Genomic DNA, 24609 nt, shown 5'->3' with positions numbered 1-24609 from the left:
TATGTGTGAGGAATTAGACTTGGTTTCTTTCAGTCTTAGAAGCTAAAGGTAGTACGTACAGAACCCACGACAACGGTGTCATTATCGTCATTTTGGTTGGGGTTGAACACGACATAAGCACCCGGAGTAATGGTGATGTTGTCGTTGAGCTTGTAACGGTACTGAAGTTCAGCGAGATAGGTTGTATCGTCACAAGAGCTTCCATCACAAATGCTGGAGTTCTCGACACCAGTTAATTTAGGAGCTTGACCAAAGATGAAACCAAGAACGTTCCCGTCGCCACCAACATCAAGTAAAGCAGCATTAACGGCCCAGTTCCAAATATCTGCGCTGCGATTATCGCCAGAAAGCTCTACATCAGCAGAAGTATAGCCTACCCAACCAGCTAAATTGAGTTTGTTACTTACCATCCAGCTGGCTTGTAAACCAAAGTTGTCAGAGGTCATAGGCACAGAGTTCATGAATGGTCTTTTTGCCCAATCACTCCCAGTACTACCGCTAAGATTGATATCACCAGATTTCTGATAGCGGTTAGCATAAACAGCAGACAACATGATGCGATCAGAAGGGGCAAAATCAAGCTGAGCTGCGGCAGTGTAGCTACCATTGAATAGACCATTCTTTTCGGCGGGATTGTTTACGTCACCATCACCAGCTAGGTAAGCTGCAGAAACTGTGAACTTATCACCGAGGTTAAAATTAAAACCTGCACCTGCACCATCGGGGCCACGGTAGATGGGGTTAAAGCGGCCAAAGCGAGAAAGAGCACCGGAGCCACTGCTATCAAAGTAAGGATTGGTGACATCGAACATATCATCAAGCCCTAAACCTACGGCACCAACATAGGCACGGACATTGTCCCCAACAGGAAAGCGATAGAACAACTTGCCAATTTCGACGTCGTTGCCATCTTCACCAGTGAAAGTATCAAAGCCAAGACGAGCAGTCTCTACACCAGTGGCATCGTCAAAAGCTGTAATATTACCGGCTTCAAGGCGAGTACGAAGACGGTCTCTGCCAGTAAAGCTGGTGTCAAGATTTAAACGAACGCGATCGCTGAAAGTAACTTGATCATCAATATCATCTTCACCAAAAGCAGCACCAATGTTGAAGATTACTTCCCCATTAAGTTTGGTGGTGGTAGAGAATTGGTTGTCTTCGAGGAATTCAACGCGGCCTTCAAGGTCATCAACACGAGCACCGAGAGTCGCAAGTTCGGCCTCAAATTCGTTCACGAGACGACGGAGTGCAGCGAGATCTTCAGCGGTGACTTCGCCAGTACCACTTTGAATCATCCGCTCGATCTGCTGTAAACAAGCGTTTAGACCAGCAGCAAATTCATAACGGCTGAGGGGACGGCTACCACGGAAAGTGCCATCGGGATAACCAACGATACAGTTGTAGTTTTCGACTAGGTTACGCAGTGCGTCAAAGGCCCAGTCAGAAGGAGAAACATCGCTGAGTTGGAAAACGCTATTAACCTGAGCTATGTCGTCTTGGCTATAGCTGTTGATTTGATCGAGAAGTTCAGTGTTTGCTTGGGCAGTGCCGGAAAAAGCTACGGTTGCACCTAGGGCAACGGAAGCACCACTGAGAAAAGTTCTCACTGTTTTAGACATATTCGGTTGAACCTCACACCTGAGATATTTTTTGACTTTGAGCTTGGGCATTTATGTTATTGATAAGCATGTTTTATTACTGCAAATCATTTTCAAAACGCCGCTTAGCAGTATAGCACCAGAAATTCACAACTTTCAATATCTGTAAAGTTGGATACGGGCTAGTTTATGGTTTGATGCACCTCTAGTGAACCAAAGGAGGATTAATATCGCCTTGATGTTGGATTAATGGCAGGTTAAAGATTCAAAATGGACGGACGGTGGTGTGTTGGAAATGTGACGAAAAAGTTGACATAAACACAAAAGCGGTTAAGAAAATGCGTAAAGAGGCTTTCTAGGGGGATTCTCTCGCTACAGTGAAATTATTGGCAGAGGCGACAGGCGATCGCCCCAGGCCACGTAATTTTAGACAATGGGAAATTCAACTATGCAAGGACTTAACGACTGTCTCCGCCATAAGGTTGCGTATGTGGCGATCGGTGAATTTAAACCTGGACGGTTTGCCCAGGCCCAAACCCTTTATGAAAAAATTGTGTCCAGCTATTCAGAGGGATTCCAAGGGGCTTTTTTGCTGCAAAAAATGGGGCCAAACAGTGATCAAGGCATTGCGATGATCCTTTGGGACAACATCGAGGATATGGATAAAAATCAGACGGAGCTTAGCCAAAAAATTATGGCGGAAATGAATCCTCTCTTTGCAGAACCGCCAGAAACAGATTTTTACCAGGTTTGCAGTGAGGTTCAACCATAGGGAAGGAACTTCTGCCGAGCGGCGATCGCCTTTCCCAGGGCAGAACCCCTTCCGGCCTGCGGCCACCTTCCCCAAGGAAGGATGTATTAGCTTTCGGCGGCGAGTTGTTCGAGTTGAGCCTGTTGGTCTTGGGAGATACAAGCCTGGAGCATATCCTCAATATCTCCTTCTAGGGCCGGGGCTAAGGAAAAGTTTTGACCTAGGCGGTGATCTGTGACGCGATTATCTTTGTAATTGTAGGTGCGAATTTTTTCGGAACGGGCGCCGGTACCCACCTGGGATTTACGCATGGAACTGACTTCCTCTTGCTGCCGCTGGAGTTCCATTTCATAGAGCTTTGCCCGGAGAATTTGCATTGCCCGCTCTCGGTTCTGTAATTGCGATCGCTCTTCTGTACAAAAGACGCGGATCCCCGTCGGTTTGTGGAACAGATCAACCGCTGTTTCTACTTTGTTGACGTTCTGGCCCCCAGCGCCACCAGAACGGGCGGTGGTCATCTCAATGTCCTTAGGATCAATTTCGACTTCGACATCATCAACTTCTGGCATCACAGCAATGGTTGCTGTAGAGGTGTGAACCCGCCCCCCAGCTTCGGTAACAGGTACCCGCTGGACTCGGTGGACGCCAGCTTCATACTTTAATTTGCTGTAAACCTGTTCCCCTTGAATTTCTAGGATAACGGCCTTAAAGCCCCCCATATCGGCGGCCGATTCACTCAGGAGTTTCACCCGCCAGTTTTGACCTTCGGCATAGCGAGAATACATACGGAGCAGATCCCCAGCCCAAATGCTCGCTTCATCGCCCCCTGTTCCGGCGCGAATTTCTAACATGATGTTCTTTTCGTCGTTAGGATCCTTGGGTAACAGCAGAATCTTCAGACGATTTTCGAGGGTATCAATGGTATTTTCGAGTTCCTCGACTTCTAAAGCCGCCATTTCCTTCATTTCAGGATCTCCGGCGGATTCTTTGAGGATTTCCTTTGCTCCCCGGAGTTCTTCTTGTGCTTCTTTCCACTGATTGAAGGTATTTACTGTTTCTTCGAGGGAGGAGCGAATTTTTGCCACCCGTTGTAGCTCATCGGGGTTCGTCGCGATGTCGGGATCGGCCAGGCGTCGGGTCATTTCCTGGAAGGTTTGTTCGACGGACTTTAGTTTATCGAGTAAGTATGCTTCAGCCATAATGCACAGAACGTTTTTACGCTAGGGGAAGGAAAGAGATCCCTAAAAAACAAAGGAACCCAGCAGGGGGCTGCCGGGTTGGGAAAACTCAAGGAAATACCTATTTCTGGTCGTCGGAATTGTTGCTGAGCATACCGTACTTCCGGAGGAAACGGTCTACACGACCTTCGGTATCGATAATCTTTTGAGTTCCGGTGTAGAAGGGGTGGTTACCAGACCAAATTTCAACGTTGATTTCAGGTTGGGTAGAACCAATCGTCATCACAACTTCACCGTTACAGATGACTTTGGCGTCTGGGTACCATTCGGGATGAATATCAGCTTTGGGCATGGGAATTATTCTCTAATCAATTTAGTTTAATAAAATGCATAAAGGCGATCGCCACAGTAGCCATAACGAACGCCAGACCAAATAAATTAACGCTTGGAGAACTGAGGCGCTTTGCGGGCCTTGTGTAAACCGTACTTTTTCCGTTCCTTACAGCGGGGGTCACGGGTCAAATAGCCTTCAATTTTTAGAGGCTGGCGGTTGTCTGGATCCAATTCACACAGCGCACGAGCAACACCCAGCTTCACGGCATCTGCTTGACCAGTCAAGCCACCACCATGGGCATTCACAAGAATGTCATACTCGCTTTCTAGGCCCAGGGTTTCCAGGGGAGACTTTAGCACCGCAAGGTAACCAGGAATCCGGTTGAAATAATCTTCCCCGGAGCGGTTGTTAACAACAACTTTGCCAGAACCAGGTACAAGGCGTACCCGGGCAATGGATGCCTTACGACGACCTGTTCCCCAGTAAATAGGGCGATCTTGAGTAGCGGTTGCGTTCATTAGTTATCTCCTCCGGGAATAGTATTGATGGTCAGAACTTCGGGTTGTTGGGCGGCATGGGGATGTTCAGTCCCAGCATAGACCTTTAGCTTGGTGAACAAACGACGACCGAGGGCATTTTTCGGCAGCATTCCTTTCACTGCTTTTTCGATAATGCGCTCAGGAATCCGGTCTTGCAGCTGATTAAAGGTTTCAACTTTCATCCCACCAGGACGACCGGAGTGACGACGGTAAAGCTTTTGCTCAGGCTTGCGACCCGTCACAACCACTTTTTCGGCATTCACGACAATCACAAAATCCCCAGTATCCATGTGGGGAGTGTATTCTGCTTTGTTTTTGCCCCGGAGTACTTTGGCAACTTCGCTGGCTAAACGACCCAAGCGTTGGTCAGCAGCATCGACCACGTACCATTTCTGGTCGAGGGTTTCTTGTTTCGGTAAAGGTGTCTTAATCATAAAATTTTTGCGCTAGATGACGCATAAGGAATTCAACTAATGAGTTAGTAGAAAAGTTGGCTGGGTATCAAACCAAATATGGGGTGGAAACAAAGGCTCAGGATAACCAACCCTAAGTAAACATAAGCCTTTTGCTGGGGCTGAATATTTTACAAGGTGTCGCTTCTCATTTTTCCAAATATCTTGGAATTGCGCTAAAGAAAGTTTACCTTGTCCAATGTCCACTAGCATCCCGACCAGTAGGCGAACCATCCCATACAAAAACCCATTGGCTTGAATTTCTATATGAATAAAGGAGCCTCGACGGGAACATTCTGCTGCCTGTACATTGACCCATGCATGGGATCGCTTGGAACCAGTCCGTTGAAAAGCAGCGAGGTGATGTTCACCCAATAGGGGCGTCAGGGCTGCTTGGATGAGAGTCTCATCGAGGGAAGCTTGGTAATAATGCCAAGCATAGGGCTGAATGAACAGGTTTGGGGTTGGGTGGGTATAGATGGTGTATCGATACCGTCGCCATTGGGCAGAAAATTGTGCGTGCCAATCCTGGGGAACTTCGCAAGCACCACGGATATTGATATCGGGTGGCAGGCGATCGTTGAGGATTTTGGCCCATTTATAACCAGGGATTAGGCTCTCACATTCAAAGTGGGCGAATTGTCCGGCGGCATGGACACCACTATCGGTTCGGCCGGCACCATGAATTGTGATTTTTTGGCCGACAACGGTGGAGATTGTCTCTTCAATGACGGCTTGCACTGTTCTTTCTGCTGTTTGCCGTTGCCAACCACAAAAGTGAGTGCCGATATATTGGATGACCAACGCGATGCGTTTTCTGGGGTTGGCTTGGGACATGGGCATGGACAGTTGGCAGATTAGTCTGGGTTAGACTAATTCGATAATTGCCATTTCTGCGTTGTCACCGCGACGACGAACGGTGCGCACAACGCGGCTATAACCCCCTTGGCGATCGCCATAGCGATCTTTTGCTTGGGCGAACAGGGCATGGACAAGATCTTTGTCGTACATATAGCCCAAAGCCCGACGACGGGCAGCCAAGGAACCATCTTTTGCCAAGGTGATCATGCGATCCACTTCAGAACGAACCGCCTTAGCCCGCGCTTTGGTGGTTTTTACTTGGCCATGGCGAATCAGTTGAGTGGTGAGGGCACGTAAGAGGGCCTTCCGTTGATCCGCCGGTCTCCCCAATTCGGGAACGCGACAACCGTGACGCATTTTTTCTTCCTCCCTAGGATGTAAACAGTACAGTCAATGAAAAATCAAATAAATTTAAACTTACTTCGCCGTTTTTTCTTCCGGTAAAGTAATGCCTAAACGGGTTTTGAGGGCGTCGATCACTTCTTCAGCTGATTTTTGACCAAAGTTTTTGATTTCTAGCAAATCTTCTTGGCTATAGTCTAAAAGATCAGCGACAGAGTTGATTTGCGCCCGCTTGAGACAGTTGTAAGCCCGTACCGATAGCTGTAATTCTTCGATGGGAATTTGGCTAGTGGGGTCTTCGTCCTCTTGCAACTCATCTTGGATGGCTTCGAGGGTGAGATCCTTGAGGGGATTAAACAGTTCAGCGGCGATCGCCGCTGCCTGGGATAATGCTTCCTCTGGCTTAATACTGCCGTTTGTCCAGATTTCGAGAGTTAGGCGATCGCGAACCGCGTCTCCCTCACTATGGATACTATCGACGCTATAGTTCACCTTAGTGACTGGCATGAACACCGCATCAATCTGTAGAAAATCTAAAGCAGTGGCCTCGTCCCGATTCCGCTGAACGGCGCGATAGCTTTTCCCCTTCTCGATCCGAAACTCCATTTCCAGCTTTGCACCATCAGCGAGGGTCGCAATATACTGGGTCGGGTCTACGACCTCCACCTCAGAAGGCAGATCAAACTGAGCCGCAGTCACTTGACCAGGGCCAGTGGCTGTTAAGCGGCCAATCTGGGGCTGATGGGTGTAGCTCTTGAGAATGATTTCCTTCATATTGAGGATAATCTCAAGGGCATCTTCCCGCACACCAGGGATTGTCGCGAACTCATGGTTCACGCCACCAATCCGCAGCGCTGTTACGGCGGTTCCTTCTAAGTTAGACAGTAGAATTCGTCTGAGGGAATTGCCGAGGGTTGTTCCTTGACCCCGCTCTAGGGGTTCAAAGACAAACTTGCTATATTGACTTTGATTTTTGTGTGTTTTGCTTTCTACACACTCGATTTGAAACTGTGTCACGCTTTTTCTGATCTCCCGTTTTTCGCGATCTGAGCCAGGCACCAAGCCTTCAGACAAGATGGATATTTACTTGGACTGATTTTCCTGTTGTCAAGAATTCAGTCGCAGAGGATTTATACCCGTCTACGCTTGGGCGGACGACAACCATTGTGGGGAATGGGGGTAACATCGCGAATCAAGGTAATCTCCAAACCAGCGGCTTGTAGAGCACGAATCGCAGTTTCACGACCCGCACCGGGGCCACTCACCATCACTTCGATTTGGCGCATTCCTTGTTCCATTGCGCGGCGAGCTGCGTTATCAGCGGCAGTTTGGGCAGCAAAGGGAGTCCCTTTTTTCGCCCCTTTAAAACCACTTGCACCGGCAGAAGACCAGGACACGGCATCGCCTTTGGTATCGGAGATGGTGACGATTGTGTTGTTAAAGGTGGATTGAATGTGGGCAACACCGTTGGGGATATTCTTTTTAACCTTCTTAGGGCTGCCTTTCTTTTGTCGTGCCATAATTTTAATCTGTAGAAGATAGGATAAATGCGTAGCTTTGTGAGGTAAAACTCAAGGGATTAACGCGGTGCTTTCTTCTTACCGGCAACAGTGACGCGACGACCACGGCGGGTGCGGGCATTGGTCCGGGTTCTTTGACCACGTACGGGCAAACCTTGGCGATGACGACGGCCCCGGTAGGTGCCGATGTCCACCAGACGCTTGATATTCATGGACTCCAGACGTCTGAGATCCCCTTCAACTTGGTAGTTGTCGGTAACGTAAGACCGGAGCTTAAGAGCATCTTCGTCAGATAGATCCCTTACTCTGGTGTCGGGGTTTACCCCGGTGTTTGCGATGATCTCCTGGGCTCTTGATAAACCAATGCCATACACATAGGTCAGGGCAATTTCAATGCGTTTATCGCGGGGAAGATCAACACCTGCAATTCGTGCCACGATTTTTTCTCCCTAAATGAACAATTTCAATAATTTATAAGTTACGGAATAAATGCCTCAGCGACTTCTACGGTTTACCCTTGACGTTGCTTGTGCTTGGGATTGGCGCAGATCACCATGACACGACCGCGACGGCGTATCACGCGACATTTATCACACATTTTTTTGACGGATGCTCGAACTTTCATAGGTTTTCAGGTTAGATTTAGCAATTTTCTATATATTGATTCTGCTATGAACCGATTGGCGATTAGCACAAAACTCCGCAAGCTTATCATCATAGCAAGTTTTTTTGCTATTGAATATAAGAAACGGATGGGATTGGCTTATTTTTTTCGGAGTCGGTAGGTGATCCGCCCTTTGGTTAAGTCGTAGGGGGTCAGTTCTACTTTGACGCGATCGCCCGGTAAAATTTTGATGTAATTCCGGCGAATTTTGCCAGAGATGTGGGCAAGCACATTAAAGCCATTGTCCAAGTCAACCCGGAACATAGCGTTGGGAAGGGACTCGGTGACGGTACCTTCCATTTCAATTAGATCTTGTTTAGACAAAACAAATAGATCTCCTAATAAATTTCATCAATCGGCATCGAGTTCTAACCAGGAGTTATGAAGCGATCGCCTGCTCTAGGGCGGCGGTAACTTCTTCGAGGGAGCGATCACCATCGACGGATTTCAGAGAACCCTGTTTTTGGTAGAAGTCAATCACTGGGGCTGTTTGCTCCCGGTAAACTTCTAAACGACGCCGAATGGTCTCCTGGTTGTCATCTTTTCTGCCACGACTTAGTAAGCGTTCTACCAATGTGGCATCGGGAACTTCCAAGTTAAGGGCAACGTCACATTGCTGCTTCAGCTCAGTGAGTAAGGTGTTGAGGAACTCGGCTTGGCTCACATTGCGCGGGAAACCATCCAAAATCCAACCCTGCTGGGCATCCTGCTCCTGTAGTCTTTCGCGAATTAAATTCAGAATTAGACTATCGGGCACTAATTCACCACGATCCACAAACCCCTGGGCCTGTTGGCCAAGTTCTGTTTGGTTGGCGATCGCCGCCCGGAGAATTTCGCCAGTAGAAATGTGGGGGATTCCACAAGATTCTGCCAAAACCTGAGCTTGAGTGCCCTTGCCAGCCCCTGGGGGCCCCAAAAAAATTAACCTTACTCCCTGAGCCATAACGCCTCTATTCCCATCCAAATTGCTTACTAAATCAACAAAGAGTTTAGATATTCCAGCTAATATCTAAACCCTGCTAAAAACACTATTGTTTAACCATGCCTTCATAACGCTGGGAAATAACATAGGTTTGAATTTGCTTGGCTGTGTCAATCGCAACCCCCACCAAGATGAGTAGGGAAGTGGCCCCAAAACCCCGTAGGGTCGTGACCCCTGTTGCCCCTTCCACAAAAGTAGGAACCGTTGCGACTAAACCAAGGAAAATTGCCCCCAATAGGGTCAAACGATTGATCACTTTTTCGAGGTATTCACTCGTGGCCCGACCAGGACGAATGCCAGGAATACTAGACCCCATCTTTTTCAAGTTCTGGGCCATGTCTACCGGATTCACGATCAAAGACGCGTAGAAATAGCTGAAAAAGAGAATCAAAGCGAGATAGACCAACACATAGGGAATTCTGCCCGGTTGTAGCAGTGTCGAAATTGTGGCGATCGCTTGACCAAAGAACCCTTCCCCTGAGCCAGCCAGACCCGCCAAAGAAGAAGGCAGCACCAGAACAGCCGAGGCAAAAATAATCGGCATCACCCCACCCTGATTCAGTCGTAGAGGCAGATAGCTTGTGCGTTCCCGATAGAGCTTACGACCCACCTGACGACGGGCAGAAACAATCGGAATCCGGCGTGTTCCTTCCTGCACAAACACAATCCCGACAATCATGATCAGAAAAACGACCAGCAGCAAGATGACTTTAGCAATCACTGCTCGACCACCAGTCTGGGCAAATTCAATAGTATTGCCTAAAGTTCTTGGTAATACGGCCACAATGTTGACGAAAATCAACAGAGAAGCCCCATTACCCAAACCTTTTTCAGTAATCAGCTCAGAAATCCACATCACAAAGACAGAACCTGCCGTCAGTGCTAATGTGGTTTCCAACACGAAAGTAAAACCAGGATCTAAAGCATAGGGGCGCAGAATTTGCAGCGTAATCCCAAAACTTTGTAAAGCCGCCCAGCCCACCGTCACATAACGGATAATCTGGGAAATTTTACGACGCCCAGCCTCACCATCATTCTTTTGCATGTCTTCAAGGGCAGGAATTGCTGCCGTCATGAGCTGCATAATAATTGAGGCATTGATGTAGGGAAGGATCCCTAGGGCAAAAATGCCGACAGCGGAAAGACCACCACCGGCAAATACATCTAGAAAGCCCAAGAGAGGAGAATTTTGGATCCCCTCACTTAGGGCCACCCGGTCAATGCCGGGGATTGGAATAAAAACGCCAAACCGAACAAGAACCAGAAGACCAAGGGTGACAAGCAGACGACCCCGAAGGCCAGCGGCTTGTGCCATTTGCATAAAGGTTTCCTGGGCGGTTGGTGTTTTTTCGCGACTGACAACCATAGTGATGTTCTCTTCGGGAGTTTACGTAATGAACAGTTCTAAGAAGTATTAAGCAACCTTGATAAATTCTAACTTAGTGCTTTGTTCCCGAATTTTTCTAGGCTTCACAACTGCCGCCAGCCGCCTCAATTTTTGCTTTAGCGCCGTTAGAAAACGCCGCCGCAGTTACTTTGAGAGCAACGGACAATTCACCATCACCAAGAACCTTGAGGGGGCCATCGTTAGTGGTGACAATGCCTGCTGCCATTAAGCTTTCAAGGGTAACTTCTGTGTTGGCTGGCAGATCAGCTAATTGACCAACATTCACAATGGTGAAGTTTTTCGGATTCACGATGGTGAAGTGCTTTAGCTTCGGTACACGGCGGTAAAGGGGCATTTGTCCGCCTTCAAATCCAGCTTTTGTACCAGTACCAGAACGGGATTTTTGACCCCGCATGCCGAAGCCACAGCTTGCGCCTTGACCAGCAGCAATGCCACGGCCGACACGACGACGACGCTTCTTTGACCCCGCTTTAGGGGATAGATTGGATAACTTCATGGTTTTTTTGAGTAAACGTTTTACTAATGTCCTTCGCCCGCCAAATTAGGGTTAGGCATAGATCCGTTCGATAGAAACGCCACGCTCTTGGGCAACGGAAGAGAAACTCCGGAGGTTACCCAATGCATCAACGGCCGCCCGAGCATTGTTCAGGGGGCTACTAGAACCCAATTGTTTGGCGAGAATATTTTTCACACCAGCGAGTTCGAGTACAGTCCGCACAGCACCACCAGCAATTACACCGGTACCGGGAGCAGCGGGACGCATCATTACTTTTGCGCCACCCGCAACGCCATTGATCCGGTGGGTAATGGTGTTGGTTTTTGTTAAAGGAACATCGACAACGTGTTTTTTCGCATCGGAGACACCTTTGCGAACAGCACCAATGACATCTCCTGCTTTACCGACGCCAACGCCGACCTTTCCGGTCTCATTGCCAATGACAACAATGGCGCGAAAACTGAGTTTCTTACCACCCTTGACAACTTTGCTGACGCGACGGATTTGGATCACACGCTCTTGCCAGTTTGTTTCTTTTTCTTTGTTCTTTGATGATTTACGACGCTTTGCCATAATTATTTTCCTAATGATTTCATCAACAGCTTAAAAGTCCAGACCGGCTTCTCTAGCGGCATCTGCTAAGGCTTTGACACGACCATGATAAAGGTTACCGCCGCGATCAAAGACGACTTTGGTAATGCCTTTTTCGAGGGCGCGCTTGGCAATGAGATTACCGACTGCAGTGGAAGCTGAGATGTTACCACCGGATGCGAGTTCGCCCTTGAGATCTTTGTCTAGGGTAGAAGCAGCGACTAGGGTATGTTGCTTCTCATCGTCAATCACCTGGGCATAGATATGCTTGTGGGAGCGGAATACTGCTAAACGGGGGCGATCGCCAGTCCCTTCGACACGACGGCGAATACGGAAATGACGACGCTGCGTGAGTTGTTTGCGAGTTGCTTTCATCTCTACTTCTTACCTGCCTTACCAGCTTTACGTCTGATGTATTCACCTTGGTAACGGATCCCTTTGCCTTTGTAGGGTTCAGGAGGTCTGACAGCACGAACTTTAGCAGCCGTGTTACCCACAACCTCTTTATCAATACCAGAGATGATCACTTGAGTATTTTTTTCACCCATAGCCGCAGTCACGCCTTCAGGCATTTGCATTTCTACAGGCTTACTGTAGCCCACATTAAGGGTGAGCTTATTTCCCTGTACCTGGGCCCGATAACCAACACCGATAATTTCGAGTTGTTTTGAGTAACCCTGGGAAACGCCTTCAATCATGTTAGCCACGAGGGTGCGGCACAAGCCATGACGTTCGCGGGCCGTCCGAGAGTTATCCACGGGGGAGACAACAACGGTGTTGTCTTCTTGGGTGACAGTTACTTTTTCGGGTAATGTCCGCTCAAGGGAACCTTTCGGGCCCTTAACCGCAACATTGGCACCATTGAGGGTAACGGTCACTTTGTCGGGGACGGGAATTGGTTTTTTACCAATACGAGACATTCGTTTTTCTCCTGATATCAACTTCAGCCACGATTACCAGACGTAGCAAAGAATTTCACCACCAATACCTTCTTTACGGGCTTGGCGATCTGTCATCACGCCTTTGGAAGTTGAAATAATCGCAATTCCAATCCCACCGAGCACGCGAGGCAAGTCTTTGTAGTTACTGTATACCCGAAGCCCCGGCTTACTTACCCGTTGAAGTTTTTGGATAATCGGTTGACGATTACGACCTTTGTACTTCAGGGAAATAACAAGGTGTTTTTCAATCCCTTCACCTGCTTCGGTGTAGTTGTCAATGAAACCCTCGTCCTTCAGCACTTCAGCAATGCTCCGGGTCATGCGAGTCATCGGGACTTTTGTGTTGTCATGCTGCACCATGCACGCATTACGGATGCGGGTGAGCATATCGGAAATGGTATCGTTAGCCGCCATTATTACCTTTAATCTCTCCTAAGATTTAGCTTTCACGGAAGGGCATACCCATTTCTCTCAGCAGCGCACGACCTTCTTCATCGGTTCTCGCGGTGGTGATGATGGAAATGTCCATTCCTCGGATTTGATCAATGGAATCGTAGTCAATTTCAGGGAAAATCAGTTGCTCACGAATCCCTAAGCTGTAGTTGCCACGTCCATCGAAACTTTTAGGGCTGATGCCACGGAAGTCGCGGATGCGGGGCAGGGCTAAGCTGATGAGACGATCCAAAAAGGAATACATTTTTTCGGAGCGCAGCGTCACCATCACGCCGACGGGCATCCCTTCCCGAATCTTGAAGCCGGCGATCGCCTTTTTCGCACGGGTGATTACGGGGCGTTGACCAGTGATGGTTGACAGTTCCTTAATGGAAGACTCCATTGCCTTGGCATTAGAAGAAGCTTCCCCGAGACCCCGGTTCACTGAAATTTTGACAAGCTTGGGCACTTCATGGACATTGCTGTACCCAAACTGCTCCGTTAATTTAGGAACAATATTGTCTTGATAAAGGGTTTTGAGTCTTTGAGACATAGATTTTACGTTTAACCTCCCTGGGCTTGGTCAGGGAAAAACTAAATGTAGATAAAAATTTCAAGAAAAGCCGATTAGTCGATCACTTCACCGGTTTTCTTTAATACACGCACTTTACGGCCATCTTCAGTTAGCTGGTAGCCAATGCGACTAGCGACTTTTTCCTTCTCGGAATAGTGCATCACATTGGAGCTGTGGATCGGTGCTTCAAAGGTTTGAATCTGACCCGACTCACCTTCCTGTTGAGGCTTGACATGCTTGGTGCGGATATTGACATCCTTGACTACGACTTTGCTGGATTTGGGCAGAGTCTTAATGACTTCGCCTACTTTGCCTTTGTCGCGACCAGAAATGACTTGAACCGTATCACCCGTTTTCACATGCATTTTGTGACGTGTGGGGGTGGAACTTTTGCGTCCTGCCATGGTTAGATGACCTCCGGTGCAAGGGAAACAATTTTGGTGAAGTTTTTATCCCGTAACTCACGGGCGACGGGACCAAAAACACGGGTGCCTTTCGGATTGCCTTCTGCATTGATAATGACAGCAGCATTGTCATCGAAACGAATACTCATACCGCTAGCACGGCGGAGTGGTTGACGCGTCCGCACGATAACGGCTCGAACGACATCAGATTTTTTGACACCCATGTTGGGAATTGCTTCTTTAACAACAGCGATAATCTGATCGCCGATGCCACCATAACGACAATTCCCTGTACTCAGAACCCGTAAGCACATCAGTTTACGAGCACCGCTATTATCGGCAACATTAAGATAGGTTTGTTGTTGAATCACGGCTTTACGGTAAGGGTAAAGAAAATAGATTAGGGTCAACAGTTAGTGAAAACTATTGGTTGAGGATTTCGGCAATAGTCCAGCGCTTGGTTTTGCTGGTCGGCGGGGTTTCGCGAATACGAACGCGATCGCCAACTTTGCACTTATTTTCCTCGTCGTGGGCTTTAAAACGCTTGGTCTTAACCACGATTTTTTTGTATTTCGGGTGGGGAGAGCGGTTTTCCACAGCCACAATCACGGTTTTATCCATCTTGTCGCTGACGACCATTCCCACTCTTTCTTTCGTAGCCATACGAGATTCTGTCTCCTACTTTTACTGAGCTTGGAGTTGTCTTTGGCGCTCGACTGTCATCAACTGGGCGAGACGGTGACGAGCATGCTTGATCTCATGGGTTTTCTCCAGGCGACCAGTACCTTGTTGGAGACGGAGGTCAAACAATTGTTTCTTGACGGCAACGATTTCGTCAGCAAGCTCTTGGTCATTGAGTTTGCGAGCATCTTCAATCTTGGGTAAAGGCATGATTTAGATATACTCCTCGTTGCGGGTGATGAACTTGGTTTTAATCGGCAGCTTTTGGGCCGCAAGGCGCATGGCTTCACGGGCGATCGGCTCAGCGACACCATTCATCTCAAACATGATCCGGCCAGGCTTAACCACAGCAACCCAGAATTCAGGGTTACCTTTACCAGAACCCATACGGGTTTCTGCCGGACGCATGGTGATGGGCTTATCGGGGAAAATTCGGATCCAAATCTTACCACCCCGCTTGATGTAACGGGTCATCGCACGACGGGCGGCTTCAATTTGACGGGCGGTAATCCAACTGGGTTCCACGGCTTGGAGCGCGTAGTCACCAAATTGAATGTTGTTGCCGCGATACGCCATTCCCCGCATGCGACCGCGATGCTGCTTCCGGAATTTTGTACGTTTTGGACTTAGCATTGTTTCCTAAAGGGTAAACAGTGAGGGTAGAAAATTAAATTGCCAGTAGTTGGGCAATTTATTGTTCGCTACGGTCTTCAAACTGCTGACGTCGAGATTTGCGACGGGGCAGAGGGGCAGCATTAGCGGCAGAAGTTTCTTCTTGACCCGGAATAATTTCGCCTTTGAAGATCCAAACTTTAATCCCAAGAATTCCGTAAATGGTTTGGGCAGTTTTGTAAGAGTAGTCGATGTCAGCGCGGAGTGTGTGTAGGGGAACACGTCCTTCACGTACCCACTCTGTCCGGGCAATTTCTGCACCGTTTAAGCGACCACTTACTTGGATTTTGATCCCTTGAACTTCCGCTCTTTGGGCCCGTTGAACGGCTTGACGAACAACCCGACGGAAGGATACCCGTCGCTCAAGTTGCTGAACAATATATTCAGCGATGAGGGCAGCATCGGCGTCAACGCGGTTAACTTCGACAACGTTGATGCGGATTTGGCGCTGATCGCCAAGGACATCCTGGAGACCCGTTCTGAGGGCTTCGATGCCAGAACCACCACGGCCAACGACAACACCGGGCCGGGCAGTGTGAATCTCTAGGTCAACTTGATCGGCTTTACGCTCGATCAAAACTTTGGAGATACCAGCGTTATTGAGGTTTGCATCAATGTGCTGGCGGATTTTGTAGTCTTCCTGCACGAGGGCAGGGTATTGTTTGGGGTCGGCGTACCAACGGGAGAGGTGCTCTTTTGTAATCCCCAAACGGAAACCAACTGGATGAATTTTCTGTCCCACGGTTTGTTCCTTTTGATGTTTACGATCTACGACAGGTTAGGAGTACTATTCGGCAGCACCAGGGGCCACAGCAACGGTGATGTGACAGGTGGGCTTACGAATTTGATAAGCACGTCCTTGGGCCCGGGGGCGGAACCGCTTCAACACGGGGCCAGCATCAGCAAAGGCTGCACTGACAACGAGATCGGCGGGGTCTAACCCTTCGTTATGTTCCGCATTAGCAACGGCAGATCGTAAAACCTTCAGTACAGGTTCACAAGCGCGATAGGGCATAAATTCGAGAATGATCAAGGCTTCGCGGTAGCTACGGCCACGAATCTGATCGAGGACTCGTCTGACCTTGATCGGAGACATCCGAATATAGCGGGCGATCGCCTTGACTTCAGTTTGAGTATCGATAGTCATTGTTTTCTTTAACCCTTATCGACGTGCTTTCTTATCACTCTTGGCATGGCCCTTGAAGGTCCGTGTGGGGGCAAATTCTCCCAGCTTGTGACCTACCATTTGCTCAGACACAAAAACAGGCACATGTTGGCGACCGTTGTGAACGGCGATCGTGTGACCCACCATCTGAGGCAAAATTGTCGATGCCCGTGACCAAGTTTTAATCACTTGTTTATCACCGGAAGCATTGAGCTTCTCGATTTTTTTTAGGAGGCTGTCCGCGATGAACGGACCCTTTTTCAGTGAACGACCCATAGTTTCTTACAGCGTGTAATGAACAAAAATAGATAATTAACGGCGACGGCGCACAATCAAAGAGCTACTTTGCTTCTTCTTCTTGCGAGTCTTCTTACCGAGGGCAGGTTTACCCCAAGGCGTCACAGGACCACTGCGACCAATGGGTGCTCTACCCTCACCACCACCATGGGGGTGATCTACCGGGTTCATAACACTACCGCGGACTTGGGGCCGACGTCCCAGGTGACGGGTTCTCCCTGCTTTCCCAAGCTTCAAGTTCCGAGCTTCGGCGTTGCCCACTTTGCCAATGGTGGCGTAGCACTCTTTGCGAACCATCCGGACTTCCTTGGAAGGCAGCTTGATGGTGACATAATCACCTTCTTTAGCGACCAATTGGGCAAAAGCACCCGCAGAACGAACCATTTGGCCACCACGACCGGCATAAAGCTCAATATTGTGGATTTCAGTACCAAGGGGGATTTTGTAGAGCGGTAAAGCATTGCCGATTTCGTAGGGCGCTTCTTCCCCAGCGATAATCGTGTCACCGACGCCAAGGCCAGCTGGTTGCAGGATATAGCGTTTTTCGCCATCTTCGTACTGCACCAGGGCGATGCGAGCATTCCGGTTTGGATCGTACTCAATCGCAATCACCTGGGCGGTCATATCCCGCTTGTCGCGGCGAAAATCGATCAGACGATAAAGGCGCTTGTGGCCACCACCCCGGTGACGACAAGTGATCACACCACGGTTGTTACGGCCTTTTTTGCGGTGTTTGTATTTGGTAAGAGATTTTTCCGGTTTGGATTTGGTAATCTCCGAAAAGTCAGAGACCGTAGCCTGACGAGTTCCCGGAGTATATGGTCTAAATGAACGAATACCCATGATTTATTCAAGTGAATGACGACTATACTTCTGGGAACAATGTGATTGTATCCCCTTCTGCCAAGGTGATGACTGCCCGCTTGTACTGGGGTTTGAAGCCCATAAAGCGACCGACGCGCTTTTTCTTGCGGGGTGGCCGACTGGTGTTGACCTTAACAACTTTGACTTCAAACAGAGTTTCAATGGCTGCTTTGATGTCGGTTTTTGTTGCTTTGAGAGCAACATCAAACACATATTTGTTGTCTTCAAGCAGAATTGTCGCCTTTTCACTAACAATGGGCTTGAGAATTAGATCGGCGAGGTCACGGGTTGGAACCCGGCTCGCGGTAGGCATTCTACTAGTCATTGTAAACCTCCTGGATTTTAGCCAGTGCTTCGGAGGTGACTACGATTTTGCCAGCGTTAAGAATATCAAAAATATTCAAACCATCGGCAGGAACCATTTTCACAGAAGCAATGTTGCGGGCAGAGAGATATACGTTGTCAGTCATCTCAGCAAGTACAAGGAGTACTTTTTCCCCGGATGCGACGCCCCAGCGGGTCATGGCATTGACCAACTCTTTGGTTTTGGGAGCGGCAAATTGCTCGGCAAAGTTTTCAACGACGATGAGATCTTCGTTCCGGCTGTGGAAAGCGGTACGAAGTGCTAAACGACGCTCTTTGCGGTTCATTTTAAGGTTGTACTCTTTGGGTTTGGGGCCAAAGATGACACCGCCACCTTTCCATAATGGGGAACGGATTGAACCAGCTCTTGCCCGGCCAGTTCCTTTTTGACGCCAAGGTTTGCGTCCACCCCCACGGACTTCTGCACGGGTTTTCGTGGAAGAAGTTCCCTGACGTGCGTTATTTAGCTGACGTACAAGGGCGCGGTGGACAATATGTGCGGCATTTTCTTCTTTGGCGACTTTGAAGTCGAGGTTGGCTTGGCCAACTTCTTCTCCTTGCCAATTTTTTACTGCGCAGTTAACCATAGTGATGAAGTATCGGATTATCGGTTATCAGCTAATGAAATAAATAAAGCTGTGGTTTTTCGTAAAGGGGTTGCAAATGGCGATCGCCACGCAAGCCCAATTACTTTTGGCCCACAATATTGCTCGGAGCAATACTTAATAAATTGCCGGCTTTGCCAGGAATTGCACCTTTGATCAGCAATAAATTCTTTTCTTCGTCAACGCGAACGACTTCGAGTTTACGGACGGTGATCTTGGTTCCACCATAACGACCCGCCATGCGCTTACCGGGATAAACGCGACCGGGAGTCGTCCCTGCACCGGTAGAACCGGGGAGACGGTGGTTCTTAGAACCGTGGGTCATGTTGCCTCGCTTAAAGTTATGGCGTTTTTGATAACCAGCGAAACCACGACCAATGGTATTTCCAGAAACATCGACAACTTGGCCGGCCTCAAAAATATTCGCAGTGATCGCTTGGCCAAGTTCATAGCCAGAAACGTCGTCGAGGCGATATTCCTTGAGGTGGCGGAGGGGGGCAGCATCTGCTTTTTTGAGATGTCCCAGTTGAGGCTTCGTTAAGTTCTTTTCCTTAACGTCTCCGTAGCCGATTTGCACGGAGGTGTAGCCATCTGTTTCGGAGGTTTTGATTTGGGTGACGGTACAGGGCCCTGCTTGGACAACGGTAACAGGAATCGCAGTTCCAGTTTCGTTATCAAAGATTTGGGTCATACCGAGTTTAGTACCGAGGATACCGAGTGACACGGAACAGAGACCTCTATCTACTAATAGACAACATTAAAAGGTGAGTAGAAATAATATGAACCGCTCCCGAAGGAGTTGTGGTTCTTGTCTTCTACTCTTGGATATTCAGAGTGTTTTATGGCTCTGAAAGGTTTTTGCCTACAGGTAGGTGTGCTACGTTTTACCCAAGACTTAAAGCGCTTGCTTCAGTATCTTGCTGTAACTGCAGGAGGGGGGGCTGTCGCTTGGGGCGATCGCCTAAAAATTGTGACCGAAAAATGCAGCCTGAGGGAAGCCTGTTTCTGGGTTGAACCGATGCGACGAACAAGGGGGCAGGGGTTCTATGCTTCGTCAGTAAACTTCGTATAACTGGTTACATTTAGCCACAAGCGAGCATTATAAGCGGAGAAAGTGAGCCTTGGCAAGGGGCGTATCAGAAAAACATGACAGTTCTTAATTCTTGAGACAGAGATTGACGCTTTGAAGGAGATTTTGGGGAGTTCAAGGAACCAGGGGCGATCGCCAATGCTGTCTAGGATCGGGGCCAGCATAAAGTGTTACGATTGCCACAGAACGAAGAAAAGTGATCATAAACAAAAGGACAACACGCAATAATGCAAGAACATATTCAGTCGATTTCTTTCGATGGGCGAGAAATTCGACTAAAAACAGGTTTGTTTGCGCCTCAGGCCGGCGGGTCAGTTTTAATTGAATCAGGAGATACAGCGGTTTTAGTCAGTGCAACGACAGCCCCTGGCAGACAAGGAATTGACTTTCTACCTTTGCTGGTAGATTACGAAGAACGATTATACGCAGCAGGACGAATTCCCGGTGGTTATCTAAGAAGAGAAGGCCGCCCCCCAGAACGGGCAACGCTCATTTCGCGCCTCATTGACCGACCGATGCGCCCGCTATTTCCCCAGTGGTTGCGGGACGATATTCAGATTGTCGCCACAACGCTCTCCCTCGATGAAGAGGTGCCGCCGGATGTCCTCGCTGTGACGGGGGCTTCTGTGGCTACATTGCTCGCGGGTTTACCTTTCTACGGGCCGATGGCCGCCGTCCGAGTTGGTCTGGTGGGGGATGATTTTATCCTCAATCCCACCTACCGAGAAATGATGAATGGGGATTTAGACCTCGTAGTTGCTGGCACCCCCGACGGTGTGATCATGGTTGAGGCCGGAGCCAATCAGTTGCCAGAAGCGGACATGATCGAGGCGATTGATTTCGCCTACGAGGCGATCCAAGAGTTGATCGAAGCCCAACGCGCGTTGATGAAGGAACTTGGCGTTGAGATGGTCAGCGCTGAGCCACCTGCTAAGGATGAGGAACTCGAAAAATTCATTGGCGATCGCGCCACGGACAAGATCAAAAAAGTCTTGAGTCAATTTGACCTCGATAAAAATGGTCGCGATGCCGCCCTCGATGAAATCAAAGCAACAGAAATTATTGAGGCCATCGAAGCTCTGCCGGAAGATGCACCACTGCGGCTGAAAACCACAGAAGAACCGAAGCTCATTGATAACACCTTCAAGGCGCTGACGAAAAAGCTGATGCGGAGCCAAATCGTCGAAGATGGGGTTCGGGTTGATGGTCGTAAATTGGATCAAGTGCGCCCCATTTCCTGTCGCACTGCTGTATTACCGAGAGCCGTCCATGGTAGCGGTTTATTTAACCGAGGTCTGACCCAAGTTTTATCCATTGCCACCCTCGGAACGCCCGGTGATGCCCAAGAGATGGACGATTTACATCCCTCCGACGAAAAGCGCTACTTGCACCATTACAATTTCCCCCCCTACTCCGTGGGTGAAACTCGCCCAATGCGATCGCCTGGCCGTCGAGAGATTGGTCACGGGGCCTTGGCCGAACGCGCCCTTTTACCCGTATTGCCGCCGAAGGATGAATTTCCCTATGTCATTCGGGTCGTTTCTGAAGTCTTATCTTCCAACGGATCCACCTCCATGGGTTCTGTTTGTGGCTCTACCCTCGCATTGATGGATGCTGGGGTGCCCATTGCCAAGCCCGTGAGTGGTGCCGCGATGGGGCTGATCAAAGAAGGCAAAGAAGTCCGCATCCTCACCGATATCCAGGGGATTGAAGACTTCCTCGGCGACATGGACTTTAAGGTTGCCGGGACAGCGGACGGGATTACGGCCCTCCAGATGGACATGAAGATCACTGGCCTAGCCGTTGAAGTGGTGGCAGAAGCGATTAAGCAAGCGCTGCCTGCTCGTCTCCATATCCTCGAAAAAATGACCGATGTCATTGCCGAGCCGAAGGAATTGTCCCCAGCCGCTCCCCGTCTGCTCACCATCAAGATTGATCCTGATTTAATTGGGATGGTCATTGGCCCTGGTGGCAAAACCATTAAAGGGATTACCGAGCAAACCCGTGCCAAGGTGGATATTGCCGATGACGGTACCGTAACGATCGCCTCCTCTGAATCGGAAAATGCCGAGAAAGCCAAGCGCCTAATCGTAAACATGACTCGCAAGCTCAACGAAGGGGATGTGTATTTCGGTAAAGTCACCCGCATTATTCAAATTGGTGCCTTTGTGGAAATTATGCCGGGGAAAGAGGGCATGATCCACATTTCGCAACTGGCAGAAGGTCGTGTGGGCAAAGTCGAAGATGAAGTTGCTGTCGGTGATGAAGTGGTGGTTAAAGTGCGCGAAATTGATAACAAAGGACGCATTAATCTCACCCGCCTAGGGATCCATCCTGATGAAGCGGCCGCCGCTCGGGTTGCTGCTCAATAAAAATATAAAACATCACTATTTTTCGGTGTTGTAATTTAATGTAATTTCCCTCAAGTGACTTGGGGGATTTTTTTTGTTTGGCACCAGAATTTATCGTTGTCAAATGGTCGGAAGAATAGACTAACCGATCAAATTGTTTCAAGGTAAGAAATTTTCAACAAAAGGTTAAGATTAGACTTTAAGAAAGTGTAATTTTCAGGGAAGCTAAATTAGATACAAGCTGGTTTGCTAGAAACTGCCACACTCTAGGGTAACCATCGCGATCGCTTTAAAGTTATTCAGGGTGTGGATCGTCCCCACGCTGCACCTCAATTTTCTCAAACCCCTTTTCAACGGGTGACAACTGGGTCAATCTTTTTTCTAATCACTATAGTGATTGCGATTTGTGGCTATATGTTGTTTGGCTGGACTACCCTAGAATCCTTTTATATGGTGGTGATCACAGTGTTTGGGGTGGGATATGGAGAAGTCAAACCCCTGGAGACAACACCAGAGAAGCTCTTTACAATTTTTGTCATCTTAGCGGGGACATCAGCGGCCATCATTGACTTCAAAAAAAGATCTGGATATGATTTAAGGCGTTATCATTGTGTGGATTAATCAATTAGCTGTTGCCATGAATGTAAAAAAACTAAGCCTATATCTTTTCTCTATCAATTTAGTGACTAGTTTTTTTGCTGTGGCTGCAGCAGATGAAGTCAACGAATCTCTGATAGGAAATTCTACAGATACCAATGCTTTCGACTTAGAAAATAGTGCTCAGATGCTGATTTCAGATATTGTTGAGCAGGAAGATGCCGATACTCAAGAAGAAACAGTCACAGGAAATCGAGTCATTGAATATTCGACCAGTCCTTTCGAGGCTAATTTTTTAGAGCCTGCAACTATAGAATCAGCAACTACATTGCCTTCAGGCGTTCTTGATCTTAGTTCTGGATTTATTGTCTATCCTACTAATTCAGAATCCACTGGTGTGGGGTTACAAGTATATTATGGTTCTATTGAATATGGTGTTACGGACAGATTACAAATAGGTGCGGATGTCTCATTTTTTGATGATGTTTTAGGTGATAGATTTAATGGAGAAAGAACTAATCTAACTTTTTCATCTGTAGCACCAAATGTTAAGTACAAACTGATCGAAGAGCCTTCCTATAGTCTTGGAATTGTTGGTTCACTTGAATGGATACAAGTCCGTTCCGAAAATGGTTTATTCAGTGAACAAGGTACTTCTGCCCGCCAAAAAGATAATGTTCTGGCTGGTACCATTCAATTACCAGTGATATATAATATCTCCGAAAATGCTCAGTGGCATGCAGTGGCTGGAGCGACGATTTTCCCTGAGACCGTTAATGGGGGAGATTTCTACGGTACTTTCTTTAATGTTGGTACAGGGATAACTCTTCAATTAAGTGAAAGATTTGGTTTGCTAGCGGACATTAATTTTCCGATTGGCTCTTCTGGCGGCAATAGCGTCAATACAGACGGTAGTATTAGCGAAAAGGTGGTTTGGAATGCTGGTTTTAGTTATTTGCATAGTCCGAACCTCGCCTTGGATTTTTCAGTGACCAACCGGCTAGGCACCACACCAGCAACTAAGTTACTAACTTTTCTGCCCAATGGTGATGAAGTAGGAGCTTTATTTAAGCTTAGATATACACCTGATCTTGCTCAAACCTATCGGGGGAACTTTGGAGATAACCCTTTTCCTCCTATGACGTATCGAGAGAAGCAATTACTATTTGATGGCATTCTTCTTAGTAGTCCCACCACTGTTCGTAAAGGCATGATTCTTTTGGATGGTGGAATTACTACTGATGGGGACAGTGGTGGCGCACAGCTTAGTTTTGGTCTCAGTGATACCGCTCAAATAGAATTTCTAGCTTCGCAATTAGCAGATAATGATCAGCCATTACAAAATAATTTTAAATCTGGTGTTGCGACTAAACTTAATTTTTTGAATCAGGCCCAAGGTGATCCCTTTTCCTTAGGTTCGAGAATTGCACTTGTATTTCAAGATGGTACCGATTCCTTTTTAGGAGATTTATCTTTTGCTTATTCTCCCAATGATACGATCAGTTTTACGTTAAATCCGAAAGTAGCGTTATTTTCTGACGAGAGCATTGTTGGTGCAGGTTTAGGTGTTAATTTACAGCTGTCTCCCGGACTACAGCTAATTGGTGAAGTAACTCCTATGCTTAGTGATGATCCCTTTGTTTGGGCAGCTGCTGCGCGTTATCTATTTCCCAAATCCAATTTTGGTTTAGGAGTTTATGGTACCAACACCTCAGGCAAAGGAAATATTGGTAGCCTAATTCGTCAATCTGATGATGATGTGAGCGTTGGTTTTAATTTAATGTGGTTACTAGGTGGTGGTAGAAGTGATTAAACATGTCTGATGAAATCGTCTCTATACTTCTAAAAAAATGACTG

The 24609-nt window shown here is 48.0% G+C and carries 36 protein-coding genes; 4 read left to right on the top strand and 32 right to left on the bottom strand.

All coding sequences use genetic code 11. From position 1 onward, the window contains the following. Positions 1 to 35: 35 nt before the first annotated feature. The gene (locus tag FEK30_RS09190) at positions 36 to 1619 is read right to left on the bottom strand and encodes an iron uptake porin (RefSeq protein ID WP_138073780.1); all 1584 of its coding nucleotides are present in this window, start codon (positions 1617 to 1619) and stop codon (positions 36 to 38) included. Between the two features lie 427 nt (positions 1620 to 2046). On the opposite strand from FEK30_RS09190, the gene FEK30_RS09185 reads away from it, so the two are divergent. Next, complete coding sequence (locus FEK30_RS09185; protein WP_030006180.1) at positions 2047 to 2370, top strand: hypothetical protein; 324 nt, start codon at positions 2047 to 2049, stop codon at positions 2368 to 2370. Positions 2371 to 2456: 86 nt separating this feature from the next. Here the strand turns inward: FEK30_RS09185 and prfA are convergent, their stop codons facing one another. The 31 genes from prfA to rplC form a co-directional block, all read right to left on the bottom strand. Beyond that, positions 2457 to 3548 carry a peptide chain release factor 1 gene (prfA, locus tag FEK30_RS09180; protein ID WP_012306662.1) on the bottom strand — a complete coding sequence of 364 codons (1092 nt, stop codon included), beginning with the start codon at positions 3546 to 3548 and terminating at the stop codon, positions 2457 to 2459. Between the two features lie 100 nt (positions 3549 to 3648). Continuing rightward, the gene (gene rpmE / locus FEK30_RS09175) at positions 3649 to 3879 is read right to left on the bottom strand and encodes a 50S ribosomal protein L31 (protein ID WP_012306663.1); all 231 of its coding nucleotides are present in this window, start codon (positions 3877 to 3879) and stop codon (positions 3649 to 3651) included. 86 nt (positions 3880 to 3965) lie between these two features. Next, positions 3966 to 4379, bottom strand: a complete 414-nt coding sequence (rpsI, locus tag FEK30_RS09170) for a 30S ribosomal protein S9 (protein WP_012306664.1) — start codon at positions 4377 to 4379, stop codon at positions 3966 to 3968. Beyond that, the gene (rplM, locus tag FEK30_RS09165) at positions 4379 to 4834 is read right to left on the bottom strand and encodes a 50S ribosomal protein L13 (RefSeq protein WP_012306665.1); all 456 of its coding nucleotides are present in this window, start codon (positions 4832 to 4834) and stop codon (positions 4379 to 4381) included. The genes rpsI and rplM overlap by 1 nt, the downstream gene beginning before the upstream one ends. Positions 4835 to 4870: 36 nt before the next feature. Next, a complete protein-coding gene (gene truA, locus FEK30_RS09160; protein ID WP_138073014.1) occupies positions 4871 to 5695 on the bottom strand; it encodes a tRNA pseudouridine(38-40) synthase TruA in 825 nt (274 codons plus the stop codon). A 24-nt stretch (positions 5696 to 5719) separates the two neighbouring features. Beyond that, a complete protein-coding gene (gene rplQ, locus FEK30_RS09155; protein WP_012306667.1) occupies positions 5720 to 6070 on the bottom strand; it encodes a 50S ribosomal protein L17 in 351 nt (116 codons plus the stop codon). Between the two features lie 60 nt (positions 6071 to 6130). Next, positions 6131 to 7072: a DNA-directed RNA polymerase subunit alpha gene (locus FEK30_RS09150; protein WP_138073012.1), complete on the bottom strand. Its 942-nt coding sequence runs from the start codon at positions 7070 to 7072 to the stop codon at positions 6131 to 6133. A gap of 113 nt (positions 7073 to 7185) precedes the next feature. Continuing rightward, positions 7186 to 7575, bottom strand: a complete 390-nt coding sequence (gene rpsK, locus FEK30_RS09145) for a 30S ribosomal protein S11 (protein WP_012306669.1) — start codon at positions 7573 to 7575, stop codon at positions 7186 to 7188. 59 nt (positions 7576 to 7634) lie between these two features. After that, on the bottom strand, positions 7635 to 8012 hold the full coding sequence (rpsM, locus tag FEK30_RS09140) for a 30S ribosomal protein S13 (RefSeq protein WP_012306670.1): 378 nt from the start codon (positions 8010 to 8012) through the stop codon (positions 7635 to 7637). 74 nt (positions 8013 to 8086) lie between these two features. After that, on the bottom strand, positions 8087 to 8200 hold the full coding sequence (rpmJ, locus tag FEK30_RS09135) for a 50S ribosomal protein L36 (RefSeq protein ID WP_071819462.1): 114 nt from the start codon (positions 8198 to 8200) through the stop codon (positions 8087 to 8089). A 138-nt stretch (positions 8201 to 8338) separates the two neighbouring features. Next, positions 8339 to 8563 (bottom strand): translation initiation factor IF-1, encoded by a 225-nt coding sequence (gene infA, locus FEK30_RS09130; RefSeq protein WP_006276978.1) that lies wholly within the window; start codon positions 8561 to 8563, stop codon positions 8339 to 8341. Positions 8564 to 8618: 55 nt separating this feature from the next. Then, positions 8619 to 9182, bottom strand: a complete 564-nt coding sequence (locus tag FEK30_RS09125) for an adenylate kinase (RefSeq protein WP_012306671.1) — start codon at positions 9180 to 9182, stop codon at positions 8619 to 8621. A gap of 85 nt (positions 9183 to 9267) precedes the next feature. Next, positions 9268 to 10587, bottom strand: coding sequence for a preprotein translocase subunit SecY (gene secY / locus FEK30_RS09120; protein WP_012306672.1), 1320 nt, complete (start codon positions 10585 to 10587; stop codon positions 9268 to 9270). Positions 10588 to 10684: 97 nt separating this feature from the next. After that, positions 10685 to 11125, bottom strand: coding sequence for a 50S ribosomal protein L15 (gene rplO / locus FEK30_RS09115; RefSeq protein WP_030006184.1), 441 nt, complete (start codon positions 11123 to 11125; stop codon positions 10685 to 10687). 51 nt (positions 11126 to 11176) lie between these two features. Further along, on the bottom strand, positions 11177 to 11698 hold the full coding sequence (gene rpsE / locus FEK30_RS09110) for a 30S ribosomal protein S5 (RefSeq protein WP_138073010.1): 522 nt from the start codon (positions 11696 to 11698) through the stop codon (positions 11177 to 11179). A gap of 30 nt (positions 11699 to 11728) precedes the next feature. Beyond that, entirely contained in the window at positions 11729 to 12091 is a 363-nt protein-coding gene (rplR, locus tag FEK30_RS09105; protein WP_012306675.1) for a 50S ribosomal protein L18, read from the bottom strand. A 2-nt stretch (positions 12092 to 12093) separates the two neighbouring features. Continuing rightward, positions 12094 to 12636: a 50S ribosomal protein L6 gene (rplF, locus tag FEK30_RS09100; RefSeq protein ID WP_138073001.1), complete on the bottom strand. Its 543-nt coding sequence runs from the start codon at positions 12634 to 12636 to the stop codon at positions 12094 to 12096. A 33-nt stretch (positions 12637 to 12669) separates the two neighbouring features. Next, on the bottom strand, positions 12670 to 13071 hold the full coding sequence (gene rpsH / locus FEK30_RS09095) for a 30S ribosomal protein S8 (RefSeq protein WP_138072999.1): 402 nt from the start codon (positions 13069 to 13071) through the stop codon (positions 12670 to 12672). 25 nt (positions 13072 to 13096) lie between these two features. After that, positions 13097 to 13642 (bottom strand): 50S ribosomal protein L5, encoded by a 546-nt coding sequence (gene rplE / locus FEK30_RS09090; RefSeq protein ID WP_030006187.1) that lies wholly within the window; start codon positions 13640 to 13642, stop codon positions 13097 to 13099. A gap of 74 nt (positions 13643 to 13716) precedes the next feature. Then, the gene (gene rplX, locus FEK30_RS09085) at positions 13717 to 14067 is read right to left on the bottom strand and encodes a 50S ribosomal protein L24 (RefSeq protein WP_012306679.1); all 351 of its coding nucleotides are present in this window, start codon (positions 14065 to 14067) and stop codon (positions 13717 to 13719) included. 2 nt (positions 14068 to 14069) lie between these two features. Continuing rightward, positions 14070 to 14438 carry a 50S ribosomal protein L14 gene (gene rplN / locus FEK30_RS09080; RefSeq protein ID WP_012306680.1) on the bottom strand — a complete coding sequence of 123 codons (369 nt, stop codon included), beginning with the start codon at positions 14436 to 14438 and terminating at the stop codon, positions 14070 to 14072. Between the two features lie 52 nt (positions 14439 to 14490). Then, positions 14491 to 14730 (bottom strand): 30S ribosomal protein S17, encoded by a 240-nt coding sequence (gene rpsQ / locus FEK30_RS09075; protein ID WP_012306681.1) that lies wholly within the window; start codon positions 14728 to 14730, stop codon positions 14491 to 14493. Positions 14731 to 14751: 21 nt separating this feature from the next. Then, positions 14752 to 14958 (bottom strand): 50S ribosomal protein L29, encoded by a 207-nt coding sequence (rpmC, locus tag FEK30_RS09070; protein WP_030006188.1) that lies wholly within the window; start codon positions 14956 to 14958, stop codon positions 14752 to 14754. Between the two features lie 3 nt (positions 14959 to 14961). Continuing rightward, positions 14962 to 15381, bottom strand: a complete 420-nt coding sequence (gene rplP, locus FEK30_RS09065; RefSeq protein ID WP_012306683.1) for a 50S ribosomal protein L16 — start codon at positions 15379 to 15381, stop codon at positions 14962 to 14964. A gap of 58 nt (positions 15382 to 15439) precedes the next feature. Then, positions 15440 to 16162, bottom strand: coding sequence for a 30S ribosomal protein S3 (gene rpsC / locus FEK30_RS09060; RefSeq protein ID WP_012306684.1), 723 nt, complete (start codon positions 16160 to 16162; stop codon positions 15440 to 15442). A gap of 45 nt (positions 16163 to 16207) precedes the next feature. Then, positions 16208 to 16567 carry a 50S ribosomal protein L22 gene (rplV, locus tag FEK30_RS09055; RefSeq protein WP_030006189.1) on the bottom strand — a complete coding sequence of 120 codons (360 nt, stop codon included), beginning with the start codon at positions 16565 to 16567 and terminating at the stop codon, positions 16208 to 16210. Positions 16568 to 16582: 15 nt separating this feature from the next. Beyond that, positions 16583 to 16861, bottom strand: a complete 279-nt coding sequence (gene rpsS / locus FEK30_RS09050) for a 30S ribosomal protein S19 (protein ID WP_012306686.1) — start codon at positions 16859 to 16861, stop codon at positions 16583 to 16585. 36 nt (positions 16862 to 16897) lie between these two features. Then, the gene (gene rplB / locus FEK30_RS09045; protein WP_030006190.1) at positions 16898 to 17725 is read right to left on the bottom strand and encodes a 50S ribosomal protein L2; all 828 of its coding nucleotides are present in this window, start codon (positions 17723 to 17725) and stop codon (positions 16898 to 16900) included. A 22-nt stretch (positions 17726 to 17747) separates the two neighbouring features. After that, a complete protein-coding gene (locus tag FEK30_RS09040; protein ID WP_030006191.1) occupies positions 17748 to 18059 on the bottom strand; it encodes a 50S ribosomal protein L23 in 312 nt (103 codons plus the stop codon). Between the two features lie 4 nt (positions 18060 to 18063). Then, positions 18064 to 18696, bottom strand: coding sequence for a 50S ribosomal protein L4 (gene rplD / locus FEK30_RS09035; protein ID WP_012306689.1), 633 nt, complete (start codon positions 18694 to 18696; stop codon positions 18064 to 18066). Positions 18697 to 18796: 100 nt separating this feature from the next. Beyond that, positions 18797 to 19438, bottom strand: a complete 642-nt coding sequence (gene rplC, locus FEK30_RS09030; protein WP_012306690.1) for a 50S ribosomal protein L3 — start codon at positions 19436 to 19438, stop codon at positions 18797 to 18799. Between the two features lie 593 nt (positions 19439 to 20031). Here rplC and FEK30_RS09025 point away from each other — a divergent pair. The 3 genes from FEK30_RS09025 to FEK30_RS09015 all read left to right on the top strand — a co-directional run bounded on the left by FEK30_RS09025 (position 20032) and on the right by FEK30_RS09015 (position 24565). Beyond that, positions 20032 to 22176, top strand: a complete 2145-nt coding sequence (locus tag FEK30_RS09025) for a polyribonucleotide nucleotidyltransferase (RefSeq protein ID WP_062433293.1) — start codon at positions 20032 to 20034, stop codon at positions 22174 to 22176. Between the two features lie 285 nt (positions 22177 to 22461). Beyond that, on the top strand, positions 22462 to 22776 hold the full coding sequence (locus FEK30_RS09020; protein ID WP_254048090.1) for a potassium channel family protein: 315 nt from the start codon (positions 22462 to 22464) through the stop codon (positions 22774 to 22776). Then, positions 22766 to 24565: a hypothetical protein gene (locus tag FEK30_RS09015; protein ID WP_255447845.1), complete on the top strand. Its 1800-nt coding sequence runs from the start codon at positions 22766 to 22768 to the stop codon at positions 24563 to 24565. Before FEK30_RS09020 ends, FEK30_RS09015 begins: the two co-directional genes overlap by 11 nt. Positions 24566 to 24609: the final 44 nt, after the last annotated feature.

The organism is Picosynechococcus sp. PCC 11901 (genome assembly GCF_005577135.1).
Lineage (GTDB): Bacteria > Cyanobacteriota > Cyanobacteriia > Cyanobacteriales > MRBY01 > MRBY01.
The sequence above is the reverse complement of the archived record's forward strand: the minus strand, read 5'-3'. Positions and strand labels throughout refer to the sequence as shown.